The organism is Streptomyces noursei (assembly GCF_016917755.1).
GTDB classification, from domain to species: domain Bacteria; phylum Actinomycetota; class Actinomycetes; order Streptomycetales; family Streptomycetaceae; genus Streptomyces; species Streptomyces yunnanensis.
The window spans coordinates 4,430,885-4,443,865 of the sequence record NZ_CP070326.1 but is presented as its reverse complement, the minus strand read 5'-3'; the positions used below and the strand labels follow the sequence as shown (position 1 = coordinate 4,443,865).

Here is a 12,981-nt window from a genome sequence, read left to right as displayed (position 1 = left end):
CATCGGTATCGGTGGTGCGGGCGCGCCCTCGTGACGGGCGCGTGGCAGGTGCCCCGCCACTCGGAGAAGTCTCGCGGCCCGGAGCGGGAGACGCCACTCGATCTTGACGCGTACCCGGCATCGTCATCGCTCCCCGCACCCTGCCGCGGCGGGGTGGGCGACGGGGGCGGACGCGGTGCGGGCGGGGCCGTGCGTCAGGCCGGTGGCCAGTGCTGCGGCGGTCGTTGCCAGTGCGGCGGCGAGCAGGAGCTGCCGTCCCGCACCGCGCCATCGGGCGCGGACGCCGCCCGGGCGGACGGGGACGAAGTGGGGCACTTCACACCGCGGGGGTGCGGGAAGGGACGGGGTCGGGGTGGGGAAGGGCATGGTCGTCACCGCCTGTCGGTGCGGAAAGCGGGACCGGCGTTCGGACCCGGCGATCACCACCGTCCCGCACTTCGCCGCGACCCGCTCCGGCCTGTGGACGGCCCCACGGTTGTGGACAACTCCGTCACCCGGTAGCGGGGCGACAGTCGCCGCCCCGCCCCGACGAAGGCCGGCCCCGCCCCTGCGGAGGCCGCCCCCGGCCGCTACGGCAGGTCTATCCCCAGATCCCACCCCTGGTGCGCGTCCGTGCACAGGCAGGCGCGTTCGGTGGTGGCGGGCAGCGCGGCGACGGTGTCGAAGAGGGCCTCGCGCAGCCGGCTGATGTTCTCGCCGAAGACCTTGAGGACCTCCTCGTGGGAGACGCCCTCACCGGTCTCGGTGCCCGCGTCCAGGTCGGTGACCAGGGTCAGCGAGGTGTAGCACAGGCTCAGCTCGCGGGCCAGGACGGCCTCGGGGTGACCGGTCATGCCGACCACCGACCAGCCCTGGGCGGCGTGCCAGCGCGACTCGGCACGGGTGGAGAAGCGCGGGCCCTCGATCACCACGAGGGTGCCGCCGTCGACCGGCTCCCAGTCCCGGCCGCGGGCGGCGGCGAGGGCGGCCTGGCGGCCGGCGGGGCAGTACGGGTCGGCGAAGGTCAGGTGGACGACGTTGGGAACGCTGCCGTCCGGGCGCGGTACGCCGTCGAAGTACGACTGGACGCGGGACTTGGTGCGGTCCACGAGCTGATCGGGGACGAGCAGGGTGCCGGGGCCGTACTCGGGTCGCAGCCCGCCCACCGCGCACGGCCCGAGGACCTGCCGCACGCCGACGGAGCGCAGCGCCCAGAGGTTGGCGCGGTAGTTGATGCGGTGCGGCGGCAGGTGATGCCCGCGGCCGTGCCGGGGCAGGAACGCGACCGAACGGCCGGCGATCTCGCCGAGGAACAGGGAATCACTGGGGCGCCCGTAGGGGGTGTCCACAGTGATCTCGGTCACGTCGTCCAGGAAGGAGTAGAACCCCGACCCGCCGATAACGCCAATCTCCGCGTCAGCCATGCGGTCACACTATCGGGGCGCGACGGCGGCCCGTCGGTGACCCGGTGGATCTGCTGCGGGCCGGGGAACGCAGCGGGCCCCGCCGCTCCCTGGTGGGGAGTGGCGGGGCCCGGAGGTCCGGTGGCCGGTGCCGCTGTGCGGCCGACCGTCGGCGCAGGTCAGGCGGCGGAGCCGGTGCTCGCCGAGGCCGTCGACTTGCTGTCCGAGGACGAAGCGGACGACGTCGAGGACGAGGAGGACGCCGAGGACGAGGACGTCGAGGAGGTGGAGCCGCTCGACGACGTGGAGCTGCTGGCAGGGCTGCTGCTGGACGACGAGCCGCGGCTGTCGTTGCGGTAGAAGCCGGAGCCCTTGAAGACGATGCCGACCGCCGAGAACACCTTCTTGAGGCGTCCGTTGCAGCTGGGGCACTCGGTGAGCGCGTCGTCGGTGAACTTCTGCACGGCCTCAAGGCCCTCGCCGCACGCGGTGCACTGGTACTGGTAGGTCGGCACTTGACTTCCTCCTGGCACTCTCACTCATTGAGTGCTAACGACGCTCCATCTTGCAGTATTCCGGCGCATCAGTCCACCGTGAACGCTGCACGGTGACGGACTCCACGCCCGGCCCCGGACCCGGTTCCGCGCCCGTTCAGGCGCGGCTCAGCTCGCGTTCCCGCTCGTCGGCGACGGTCCCCGCGGGGGCCTCGGCGCCGGTGTCGGCGGCAGCCGCCGACCCGGTGACCACCTTCGAGGGCCGGGGCGCCAGGTAGGCCCGCAGGGAGAGCAGCACCACCAGGGCCAGCGCCGTGCCGGCCAGCGGCACCAGGAAGCCGGAGCTCGGGCCGAAGCGGTCCGCCAGCTGGCCGGCGGCGGTGGCCGCGGCCGCCTGACCCAGCGCCACCGCGCCGGTCAGCCAGGTGAACGCCTCGGTCCGGGCGGTGGCCGGGACCAGGGACTCGACGAGGGTGTAGCCGGTGATCAGCGCCGGGGCGATGCACAGGCCGACGACCAGGCCGACGGCGCCCAGCAGCGGCACCGCGGTCACCGCCCACAGCGGGGTGGTGGCCAGCGCCAGCAGCCCGTAGGCGACCAGCAGCCGGCGGCGCGGGCCGACCTTCCAGGCGATCGTGCCGCAGGCGATGCCGGCGAGCATGTTGCCGCCCGCGAAGATCCCGTAGAGGACGCCGTTGATGCCGGGTTGTCCGATGTGCTCGGTGAGCGCGGTCAGCGAGACCTGCATGCCGCCGAAGACCGAGCCGATGCCGAGGAACGCCACGATCAGCACCCGCACACCGGGGACGGACAGCGCCGAGACGCGCGGCTGGTCGTCCGACGAGCCGCGGTGGACGGGCGGCTGGGTGCGCCGCTGGGAGGCGAAGAGCAGACCGCCGGCCAGCGTCAGCACGGCCTCGGCGACCAGGCCGGCGGCCGGGTGGACGCCGGTGCACAGCGCGGTCGCCAGCACCGGGCCGACGACGAAGGTGAACTCGTCGGTCACCGACTCGAAGGCGGCGGCGGTGGGCATCAGCGGGCTGCCGCCCAGCTTCGTCGCCCAGCGGGCCCGCACCATCGGGCCGACCTGCGGCGTCGAGGCGCCCGTGGGGACGGCGACGGCGAGCAGCGCCCACAGGGGGGCGTGGGCGAGGGCCAGGGCGATCAGGGCGGAGACGCCGGCGACGTGCACCAGGATGCCGGGGATCAGCACCGTGCGCTGCCCGAACCGGTCGGCGAGCTTGCCGCTCTGCGGGGCGAACAGCGCCATCGAGACACCGGTGGCGGCGGAGACCGCGCCGGCGGTGCCGTAGGAGCCGGTGGTGGACTGGACGAGCAGGACGATGCCGATCGTCAGCATCGCGAACGGCTGCCGGGCCAGAAAGCCGGGCAACACAAAGGTCCATGCGCCGGGCGTGCGCAACAGTTGACCGTAACCGGGACGGGAGTCCTTGACCGCGGATGCCACGGCCGGGCCTTTCTGCCGCCTGGTAGCGCTGCCCCGCGAGGTCGTCACGGGTACGCGCCGAGAGCTGTCCTCTCGCGCAGGACCGAGTGATACCGCGTGGTCCACACCCGGGAAAGGTGGCTGCGTGTGGCAGGGGACCGCGGCCGCCGAGCGGTCGCGCCAGCTCTGCGTCAGGCAGAGTTGGTTCGTGATCCGTACAAATTTCCCTCTCGATTGTACAGGCCGGATGCAATGAAGCCCTGGGATTAACCAGGGCTTCACGCAGTTTTCCTTGGTATCTCTGGAGAGATAGCGCACATTCGGCGTCCGGCCGGGCAAGCCGGGCGGGCCGGGGCCCGCCGTCTCACCCCACCTCGCGCCGCCGGCCGCGCTTCTCCTGGGGCTGCTGCGGTGCGCCGGCCCCCAGCCAGCCGGCCAGCTTGCCGCCCTGGGACACCGCCTGCAGCCGCCGCTCGGCCGCGTCCCGCACCGGGTCGGTGGCCACCACCAGCAGCTCGTCGCCGCGCCGCAGCACCGTCGTCGGGGAGGGCACGAAACTGGTGCCGTCCCGGACGACGAGGGTGACCGCGGCGCCCGCCGGCATCCGCAGCTCGCCGACCTCCACGCCGTGCATCAGGGAGGTGGGGCCTATGGACGTGGACAGCAGATGGCCGCGCAGCCGCTCCAGCGGGGCCGACTCGATGCCCAGGTCGGCGGGCTCCTCGCCCTCGCCGAGCCGCAGCCGTCGGGCCAGCCACGGCAGCGTCGGACCCTGGATCAGGGTGTAGACCACGACCAGGACGAAGACGATGTTGAAGACCGTCTCGCTGCCGGGGACGTCGCCCACCATCGGGATGGTGGCCAGCACGATCGGCACCGCGCCGCGCAACCCGGCCCAGGACAGCAGGGTCTTCTCCTGCCACGGCACCCGGAAGGGCAGCAGCGAGGAGAAGACGGACAGCGGGCGGGCGACCAGCGTCAGGATCATGCCGATGAGCAGCGCGGGCACGATGTCGTCGAGCAGGTTGTGCGGGGTGACCAGCAGACCCAGCAGGACGAACATGCCGATCTGGCCGATCCAACCGACGCCCTCGGCGAAACCGCGGGTGGCCGGGGCGTGTGGCAGCTTGGCGTTGCCGAGGATGACCGCGGCCAGGTAGACGGCGAGGAAGCCGGAACCGTGCGCCAGCGCGCCGGCCGCGTAGGCGGAGACCGCGATGGCCATCACCGCGATCGGGTAGAGGCCGGAGGCGGGCAGTGCCACGTGCCGCATGCCGTACGAGCCGATCCAGCCGATGGCCAGGCCGATGGCGGCGCCGATCGCCAGCTCCAGCGCTATCTCGCCGAGCAGGACGTACCAGTGTTCGGTGGGTCCCGCGGCGGAGAAGGCCACGACGAGGATGACCACCGGGGCGTCGTTGAAGCCGGACTCGGCTTCCAGGACACCCGTCAGACGGGCCGGCAGGGGCACGCTGCGCAGCACGGAGAAGACGGCCGCGGCGTCCGTGGACGAGACCACCGCGCCGATCAGCAGCGCCTGGCGCCATTCGAGTCCGGCGAGGTAGTGCGCGCCGGCCGCGGTGACCCCCACGCTCACCGCGACGCCGACCGTCGAGAGCATCGCGGCTTGGGGCAGGGCTGGTTTGATCTCCTTCCACTTGGTGCCCAGGCCGCCCTCGGCGAGGATCACCACCAGGGCGGCATAGCCGAGGAGTTGGGTCAGTTCGGCGTTGTCGAAGATGACGCCGCCGATGCCGTCCTGCCCCATCGCGATGCCTATCCCCAGGTAGATGAGCAGGCTGGGGAGCCCGCTGCGCGAGGAGAGCCGTACCGCGGCGACTGCGACGAGCAGTACGAGCGAGCAGATCAGCAGGAGTTCGTTGAGGTGTTCGACAGTCAGGAGCTGATCCTTCCTCGCGCCTCAGTCGGTGTGGGCTGGTTGTCCTTACCGTATCTAGTTACTGACTCTAACAATTTACCATTGCTTGAAAGTTTAATGTGCCCGGCGCTGACTCCGCGTAGGGGTCCTCAAACCGGTGCGCCTATGGTTGCTCCAGCACTCCCACCCTGCCCCTCGAAGGACAGAGATGCCCGCCAACAAGTCCGGTCCAGCCCCCAAAAAGAAGAAGGGGCGGCGCGGCCGCCTCGTCGCGCTCACGGTCGTGCTGCTGCTTGTGGCGGGCATCGGCTTCGGCGCGTACTGGGGGGTCAGTACCGTTCGCGCCTCCTTCCCGGAGACCACGGGGTCGCTCAAACTCCCGGGCCTGACCGACCCGGTGGACGTCGTCCGTGACGCCAACGGCATCCCGCAGATCTACGCCGACACCGACGAGGACCTCTTCCGCGCCCAGGGCTACGTCCAGGCCCAGGACCGTTTCTGGGAGATGGACGTCCGCCGCCACATGACGGCCGGCCGGCTCTCCGAGATGTTCGGCGCGAGCCAGGTCAAGAGCGACGAGTTCCTGCGCACCCTCGGCTGGCACCAGGTGGCGCAGAAGGAATACGACACCAAGCTCTCGGCCACCGCGAAGAAATACCTCCAGGCGTACTCCGCCGGTGTCAACGCCTATCTCAAGGACCACCAGGGCTCCGAGCTCTCCCTGGAGTACGCCGCGCTCGGCTTCACCAACGACTACAAGCCCGAGCCCTGGACCCCGGTCGACTCGGTGGCGTGGCTCAAGGCGATGGCCTGGGACCTGCGCGGCAACATGAAGGACGAGATCGACCGGTCCCTGATGACCAGCCGGTTCACCCCGCAGCAGATCGCGCAGCTCTACCCGGAGTACCCGTACCAGCGGAACCGGCCGATCGTCGACGGGGGCAGCGTCGACCCGGCCACCAAGGAGTTCGACCCCAAGGGCACCAGCACCGGCGGCACCGGGACGGGCGGCACCGGCACCGGTGGCACCACCACCGGCACGGGCGGCACCGGCACCGGTGGCACGGGCGCGGGGGCCGGCACCCGGTCCACCCGCGGCGCCACCACCGGGATCCAGACGCAGCTGTCCTCGCTGTCGAAGACCCTCGAACAGGTCCCGGCGCTGCTCGGCCCCAACGGCAACGGCATCGGCTCCAACTCCTGGGTCGTCTCCGGGGACCACACCACCACCGGCAAGCCGTTGCTCGCCAACGACCCGCACCTGGCACCGCAGATGCCCTCGCTCTGGTACCAGATGGGCCTGCACTGCCGCACCACCGGCCCCAAGTGCAACTACGACGTGGCCGGCTTCACCTTCTCCGGGATGCCCGGCGTCGTCATCGGCCACAACCAGGACATCTCCTGGGGCATGACCAACCTGGGCGCCGACGTCACCGACCTCTACCTGGAGAAGATCAACGCCGACGGCTACCTCTACGACGGCAAGCAGCAGCCGTTCCTCACCCGCCAGGAGACCATCAAGGTCGCCGGCGGCGAGAGCCGCAAGATCACCGTCCGGTCCACCAACAACGGCCCGATCATCTCCGACCGCGACGACGAGCTGGCCGGGGTCGGCAAGGACGCCCCGGTCGCCGACGGCGCCCCCGACCGCGGCGACGGTTACGCCGTCTCGCTGCGCTGGACCGCGCTGACCCCCGGCAAGTCCATGGACGCCATCTTCGAGCTCGACCGCGCCAAGGACTGGACCGGCTTCCGCAAGGCCGCGGCCGGCTTCGAGGTCCCCTCGCAGAACCTCATCTACGCCGACACCAAGGGCAACATCGGCTACCAGGCCCCCGGACAGATCCCGGTCCGCGGCAAGGGCGACGGCACCTACCCGGCGCCCGGCTGGGACCCCGCCTACCAGTGGAAGGGCTACGTCCCGCAGAGCGCCCTGCCGTACGAGTACAACCCCAAGCGCGGCTTCATCGTCACCGCCAACCAGGCCATCGTCAACGAGAAGTACCCGTACCTGATCACCAAGGACTGGGGCTACGGCGCCCGAAGCCAGCGGATCAGCGACCTGATCGAGTCCAAGATCAAGGACGGCGGCAAGGTCTCCACCGACGACATGCAGTCCTTCCAGAAGGACAACAGCAGCGAGATCGCCCGCCTGCTGACGCCCTACCTGACGAAGATCGACATCCAGGACAAGTACGTCCGCGACGCCCAGCAGCTGCTCAACGGCTGGGACTTCACCCAGGAGCCCGACTCCGCCGCGGCCGCCTACTTCAACGCCGTCTGGCGCAACACCCTCAAGCTCGCCTTCGGCAACAAGATGCCCAAGGAGCTGCGCGTCGAGGGCCAGTGCCTCTACGTCCGCCCGGCCAGCGACACCGGCCCGGCCGACGACCAGAACAAGCTGGTCCGCGAGTGCGGCCAGCGGGCCGGCGACACCGCCCAGCCCGACGGCGGCGACCGCTGGTACGAGGTCGTCCGGAACATCCTCGACGACCCGAACAACGCCTGGTGGAAGACCGAGGACCGGCCCGGCCACCCCGGCCTGAAGAACCGCGACCAGCTCCTCGCCCAGGCCATGAAGGACGCCCGCTACGAGCTGACCTCCAAGCTCGGCAAGAACATCGACAACTGGGCCTGGGGCCGCCTGCACCAGATGGACCTCAAGAACCAGACCCTCGGCAAGGAGGGGCCGGGCTTCCTCCAGGACCTGCTCAACCGCGGGCCCTGGAACCTCGGCGGCGGCGAGGCCGCGGTCAACGCCACCGGCTGGAACGCCGCCGGCGGCTACAAGGTGACCTGGGTCCCGTCCATGCGGATGGTGGTCAACCTCGCCGACCTCGACAAGTCCCGCTGGATCAACCTCACCGGCGCCTCCGGGCACGCCTACCACGCCCACTACTACGACCAGACCGACAAGTGGGCCAAGGGCGAGCTGCTGCCCTGGGCGTTCAGCGAGGACGCCGTGAAGAAGGCCGGGCAGGACACCCTGACCCTGTCGCCGTAACGGGCGGCGGAAGCACACCGCGTCGGGCGGGCCGGACTTCTCCGGTCCGCCCGACGGCGTTTCACGTGAAACACCGCCGCCGCCCCGCGGGCCGAGCGGTCAGTGCCGGAAGCGGTGCACCCCCGACGGCGTCACCGCGGCGTGCACCCGGCGGTCGTGCGGCTCGGCCGGGACCGCGTCCACCACCTCGTCGTCGTAGACCAGCACCACCAGCGACGTCCGTCCCCCGGCCCGCTCCAGCCGGGCCAGCACCCGGTCGTACGAGCCGCCGCCGCGGCCCAGCCGCAGTCCCGTCCGGTCCACGGCCAGCCCCGGCAGCAGCACCACATCCGCCTGGGTGACGGCCTCCGGCATCAGCCGCGGCCCGTCCGGCTCGTGCAGCCCCCAGCCCGCCGGGACCAGGTGGTCGGGCCCTTCGTATACCGCCCAGTCCAGGTCGTTGTCCGGCAGCAGTACCGGCAGCAGCACCCGCACCCCGGCCGCCCGCAGCCCGTCGATCAGCGCCCGGGTGTCCGGTTCGCCGCCGATCGACACATACGCGGCGACGGTCGGCGGGCTGTCCGCGGACACCGCCCGCAGCTCGTCCAGCTCCCGCACCCGGCGGGCCAGCGCGGCGCCCCGGGCCGCGACGACATCGGCCGGCAACGCCCTCCTCACCTCCAGGAGATCCCGCCGCAACCTGCGCTTTTCCTCGTGCTCAACGCTCACCGTGGGCCTCGCTCGGGCTCTCATGATCTCTTAACCGGACGCTCATCATCGGTCCGTCCGGTCCGGTTAGGGTGTCGCGCATGACCCCATCGCATGCACGGATCAGCAAGGCTGTCATCCCGGCAGCAGGGCTCGGCACCCGGTTCCTGCCGGCGACCAAGGCCACGCCCAAGGAAATGCTGCCGGTCGTCGACAAGCCCGCCATCCAGTACGTGGTGGAGGAGGCAGCCGCGGCCGGACTCTCCGACGTCCTCATGGTGACCGGTCGGAACAAGCGTCCCCTGGAGGACCACTTCGACCGCAACTACGAGCTCGAAGAAGCCCTGCACCGCAAGGGCGACGGGTCCCGGCTCGCCAAGGTCCTGGAATCCAGCGATCTGGCCACCATCCACTACGTCCGCCAGGGCAACCCCAAGGGCCTGGGCCACGCCGTGCTGTGTGCCGCACCGCACGTCGGCGACCAGCCGTTCGCGGTCCTGCTGGGCGACGACCTCATCGACCCCCGCGACCCCCTGCTGCGCCGGATGATAGAGGTCCGCGAGGAGCACGGCGGCTCGGTCGTCGCCCTGATGGAGGTCGATCCCGCCAACATCCACCTCTACGGCTGCGCGGCCGCCGCCCCCACCGGCGACGACGACGTGGTCACCGTCTCCGACCTGGTCGAGAAGCCCGAGCCGGCCGAGGCGCCCAGCAACCTCGCCATCATCGGCCGCTACATCCTCGACCCGGCCGTCTTCGAGGTGCTGCGCAAGACCGACCCCGGCCGCGGCGGCGAGATCCAGCTCACCGACGCCCTCCAGGTGCTGGCCGCCCACCCCGAGCTGGGCGGGCCGGTGCACGGCGTGGTCTTCAAGGGCCGCCGCTATGACACCGGCGACCGCGGAGACTATCTGCGTGCCATTGTCAGACTGGCATGCGAACGTGAGGACCTGGGGCCCGACTTCCGGGCCTGGCTGCGCAGTTACGTCACCGAGGAGATGTAGGACGTTGAACGGCTCCACCGACCGGACCTCCCACCCTGACCGCGTCTGGTCGGTGGCCGAACATCTCGACGACGTGCTGGCGAGGCTCCGCCCGCCGGTCCCGGTCACCCGGCAACTCCTCGACGCCCAGGGCTGCGTCCTCGCCGAGGACCTCACCGTCCCGTTGCCGCTGCCGCCGTTCGACAACAGCTCCATGGACGGCTACGCGGTGCGCGCCGCCGACGTCGCGGCCGCCACCGAGGCGTCCCCGGCCCCCCTCACCGTCATCGGCGACGTCGCCGCCGGCAGCGGTGAACTCCCCACCGTCGGGCCCGGCCAGGCCGCCCGCATCATGACCGGCGCCCCGGTGCCGCCCGGCGCCGACGCGGTGGTCCCCGTCGAGTGGACCGACGGCGGCACCGGCCAGGGCCCGGCCGCCACGATGCGCGCCCACAGCGCCGCCCCGCAGGACGCGGGCGGCGAGGTCCGGGTGCACCGCCCGGCCGCGGCCGGCGCCCACATCCGCCGGGCCGGCGGCGACGCGCAGGCCGGCGACCCGGCCCTGTCCGCCGGCACCGTCCTCGGCCCCACCCAGCTCGGCCTGCTCGCCGCCCTCGGCCTGGACACCGTCACGGTCCACCGTCGCCCCCGGGTCGTGGTGCTCTCCACCGGCAGCGAACTGGTCCCGCCCGGCGAGCCGTTGGGCCCCGGCCAGATCCACGACTCCAACAGCTTCCAGCTCACCGCCGCCGCCCGCGAGGCCGGCGCCCTCGCCTACCGCGTCGGCGCCGTCGCCGACGACGCGAAGACCCTGCGCGCCGCCCTGGAGGACCAGTACGCGCGCGCCGACGTCCTGGTCACCAGCGGCGGCGTCAGCGTCGGCGCGTACGACGTCGTCAAGGAGACCCTGGCCGACCTCTCCAGCGACGAGGGCCGGGTCGAGTTCCGCAAGCTCGCCATGCAGCCCGGCAAGCCCCAGGGCTTCGGCCTGATCGGCCCCGACCGCATCCCGCTGCTCGCCCTGCCCGGCAATCCGGTCAGCTCCTACGTCTCCTTCGAACTGTTCGTCCGCCCCGTCATCCGCACGCTGATGGGCCACCCCGAGGTGCACCGCCGCACCGCCCGCGCCCGCGTCACCGAGCCGCTCGGCTCCTCGCCCCGCGGCCGGCGGCAGTTCCTCCGCGGCTCCTACGACCCGGTGGCCGGCACGGTCACCCCCGTCGGCGGCAGCGGCTCCCACCTCATCAAGGCGATGGCGCACGCCGACGCCCTGATCGTCGTCCCCGAGGACGCCACCGAGGTCCCCGCGGACGCCACCGTGGAGGTCATCCCGCTCGGACACCGCTGACGCCCACCGGGAGCAGCGGTGGCGGGGACGGCCCGTAGCGGAGGCCCTCCGGGGCCGGGGGTACGGTGTCGTCCCACAGGCGGCAGTATGGAGCGGGAGAACGATGAGCAGCGGCCAGCAACACCTCACCCATCTCGACGCGGCCGGCGCGGCCCGCATGGTCGACGTCTCCGGCAAGGACGTCACCGCCCGGACCGCCCGCGCCCGCGGCCGTGTGCTGGTCGCACCGCGCGTCGTCGAGCTGCTGCGCGGTGAGGGAGTCCCCAAGGGCGACGCCCTTTCCACCGCCCGCATCGCCGGCATCATGGGCGCCAAGCGCACCCCCGAACTGATCCCGCTGTGCCACCCGCTCGCGGTCTCCGGCGTCACGGTCGACCTCGCCGTCACCGACGAGGCCGTCGAGATCACCGCCACCGTCAAGACCACCGACCGCACCGGCGTCGAGATGGAGGCCCTGACCGCCGTTTCGGTCGCCGCGCTCACCGTCGTCGACATGGTCAAGGCGGTCGACAAGGCCGCGGTGATCTCCGACGTCCGGGTCGAGGAGAAGACCGGCGGCAAGTCCGGCGACTGGAGCCGGTCGTGAGCCCCGCCCGCGCCCTGGTCGTCACGGCCTCCAACCGCGCCGCCGCCGGCGTCTACGAGGACAGGGGCGGCCCGCTGCTCGTCGAGGGCCTGACCGCCATGGGCTTCGCGGTCGACGGCCCGCGGGTGGTCCCCGACGGCGACCCGGTGGAGGCCGCCCTGCGCGACGCCGTCGCCGCCGGCTACGACGTGGTGCTGACCACCGGCGGCACGGGCATCTCGCCCACCGACCGCACCCCCGAGGCCACCCGCAGGGTCCTCGACCACGAGGTCCCCGGCATCCCCGAGGCGATCCGCGCCGCCGGCCGCGCCAAGGTCCCCACCGCCGCCCTCTCCCGCGGCCTGGCGGGCGTCGCCGGTCGTACCCTGATCGTCAACCTCCCCGGCTCGACCGGTGGGGTGCGCGACGGCCTGGCCGTCCTCGCCGACCTCCTCCCGCACGCCGTCGACCAGATCCGCGGCGGCGACCACCCCAGACCTTCCGGGAGCCCCAGCTGAACACGCCCTGGCCGGTGGTTCTGACGGACGGAGAGATCTCCCTCCGCCCCATAAGGCTGCGCGACCAACGCCCCTGGCGGGAGGTCAACCGCCGCAACCGCGACTGGCTGCGCCCCTGGGAGGCGACCGTCCCGCCGGCCCCGCCCGGTGTCCCGGTGCCGCACCGCCCCACCTTCCGGCAGATGGTGCGCCATCTGCGGGCCGAGGCGCACGCCGGCCGGATGCTGCCGTTCGTCGTCGAATACCGCGGCCGGCTCGTCGGCCAACTCACCGTCGCGGGTATCACCTGGGGCTCGATGTGCTCGGGCCATATCGGTTACTGGGTCGACCAGGAAGTCGCCGGCCGGGGCGTCATGCCGACCGCGGTGGCGCTCGCCGTCGACCACTGTTTCCGCACCGTCGGACTGCACCGCATCGAGGTCTGCATTCGGCCGGAAAACATCCCCAGCCGTCGCGTCGTGGAGAAACTCGGCTTCCGCGAGGAGGGCATCCGCCCCCGCTACCTCCACATCGACGGCGCCTGGCGCGACCACGCGGTTTTCGCGCTGACCGCGGAGGAAGTGCCGGAAGGACTTCTCAGCCGCTGGCGGAGCCGGCGACCCGGAGCGCCCGGCCGCTCCGACGCACCCCACAAATGAAAAGCCTGTTCGAATTACAGCGCTGTCGTCCCCGCA

At 72.1% G+C, this 12,981-nt stretch carries 12 protein-coding genes; 6 read left to right on the top strand and 6 right to left on the bottom strand.

The genetic code is table 11. From position 1 onward, the window contains the following. Nucleotides 1–123: 123 nt before the first annotated feature. The 5 genes from JNO44_RS19480 to JNO44_RS19460 all read right to left on the bottom strand — a co-directional run bounded on the left by JNO44_RS19480 (nucleotide 124) and on the right by JNO44_RS19460 (nucleotide 5,223). Nucleotides 124–375, bottom strand: coding sequence for a hypothetical protein (locus JNO44_RS19480; RefSeq protein WP_205365461.1), 252 nt, complete (start codon nucleotides 373–375; stop codon nucleotides 124–126). A 194-nt stretch (nucleotides 376–569) separates the two neighbouring features. Then, nucleotides 570–1,403, bottom strand: a complete 834-nt coding sequence (locus JNO44_RS19475; protein WP_205365460.1) for an S-methyl-5'-thioadenosine phosphorylase — start codon at nucleotides 1,401–1,403, stop codon at nucleotides 570–572. A gap of 158 nt (nucleotides 1,404–1,561) precedes the next feature. After that, nucleotides 1,562–1,897, bottom strand: a complete 336-nt coding sequence (locus JNO44_RS19470; protein ID WP_102924341.1) for an FmdB family zinc ribbon protein — start codon at nucleotides 1,895–1,897, stop codon at nucleotides 1,562–1,564. Nucleotides 1,898–2,033: 136 nt separating this feature from the next. Beyond that, entirely contained in the window at nucleotides 2,034–3,344 is a 1,311-nt protein-coding gene (locus JNO44_RS19465; protein ID WP_205365459.1) for an MFS transporter, read from the bottom strand. 343 nt (nucleotides 3,345–3,687) lie between these two features. Next, the gene (locus tag JNO44_RS19460) at nucleotides 3,688–5,223 is read right to left on the bottom strand and encodes a potassium/proton antiporter (protein WP_205370081.1); all 1,536 of its coding nucleotides are present in this window, start codon (nucleotides 5,221–5,223) and stop codon (nucleotides 3,688–3,690) included. 187 nt (nucleotides 5,224–5,410) lie between these two features. Between JNO44_RS19460 and JNO44_RS19455 the strand changes: the two genes are divergently transcribed. Continuing rightward, the gene (locus tag JNO44_RS19455) at nucleotides 5,411–8,206 is read left to right on the top strand and encodes a penicillin acylase family protein (RefSeq protein ID WP_205365458.1); all 2,796 of its coding nucleotides are present in this window, start codon (nucleotides 5,411–5,413) and stop codon (nucleotides 8,204–8,206) included. 99 nt (nucleotides 8,207–8,305) lie between these two features. Here JNO44_RS19455 and JNO44_RS19450 read toward each other — a convergent pair whose 3' ends face one another. After that, nucleotides 8,306–8,884: a 5-formyltetrahydrofolate cyclo-ligase gene (locus JNO44_RS19450; RefSeq protein WP_205370079.1), complete on the bottom strand. Its 579-nt coding sequence runs from the start codon at nucleotides 8,882–8,884 to the stop codon at nucleotides 8,306–8,308. A 110-nt stretch (nucleotides 8,885–8,994) separates the two neighbouring features. On the opposite strand from JNO44_RS19450, the gene galU reads away from it, so the two are divergent. The 5 genes from galU to JNO44_RS19425 all read left to right on the top strand — a co-directional run bounded on the left by galU (nucleotide 8,995) and on the right by JNO44_RS19425 (nucleotide 12,945). Continuing rightward, a complete protein-coding gene (gene galU, locus JNO44_RS19445) occupies nucleotides 8,995–9,897 on the top strand; it encodes a UTP--glucose-1-phosphate uridylyltransferase GalU (protein WP_205365457.1) in 903 nt (300 codons plus the stop codon). A gap of 4 nt (nucleotides 9,898–9,901) precedes the next feature. Then, nucleotides 9,902–11,224: a molybdotransferase-like divisome protein Glp gene (gene glp, locus JNO44_RS19440; protein WP_205365456.1), complete on the top strand. Its 1,323-nt coding sequence runs from the start codon at nucleotides 9,902–9,904 to the stop codon at nucleotides 11,222–11,224. A gap of 103 nt (nucleotides 11,225–11,327) precedes the next feature. Further along, nucleotides 11,328–11,810, top strand: coding sequence for a cyclic pyranopterin monophosphate synthase MoaC (moaC, locus tag JNO44_RS19435; RefSeq protein WP_039635630.1), 483 nt, complete (start codon nucleotides 11,328–11,330; stop codon nucleotides 11,808–11,810). After that, on the top strand, nucleotides 11,807–12,307 hold the full coding sequence (locus JNO44_RS19430; protein WP_205365455.1) for a MogA/MoaB family molybdenum cofactor biosynthesis protein: 501 nt from the start codon (nucleotides 11,807–11,809) through the stop codon (nucleotides 12,305–12,307). Before moaC ends, JNO44_RS19430 begins: the two co-directional genes overlap by 4 nt. A gap of 14 nt (nucleotides 12,308–12,321) precedes the next feature. After that, a complete protein-coding gene (locus JNO44_RS19425) occupies nucleotides 12,322–12,945 on the top strand; it encodes a GNAT family N-acetyltransferase (protein ID WP_420882664.1) in 624 nt (207 codons plus the stop codon). Nucleotides 12,946–12,981 lie beyond the last annotated feature (36 nt).

What these genes read in the sequence shown, in the direction of transcription:
- galU (WP_205365457.1), top strand. Translation starts at nt 8,995, where the DNA reads ATGACCCCATCGCATGCACGGATCAGCAAGGCTGTCATCCCGGCAGCA.
- JNO44_RS19455 (WP_205365458.1), top strand. Translation starts at nt 5,411, where the DNA reads ATGCCCGCCAACAAGTCCGGTCCAGCCCCCAAAAAGAAGAAGGGGCGG.
- moaC (WP_039635630.1), top strand. Translation starts at nt 11,328, where the DNA reads ATGAGCAGCGGCCAGCAACACCTCACCCATCTCGACGCGGCCGGCGCG.
- JNO44_RS19475 (WP_205365460.1), bottom strand. Translation starts at nt 1,403, where the DNA reads ATGGCTGACGCGGAGATTGGCGTTATCGGCGGGTCGGGGTTCTACTCC.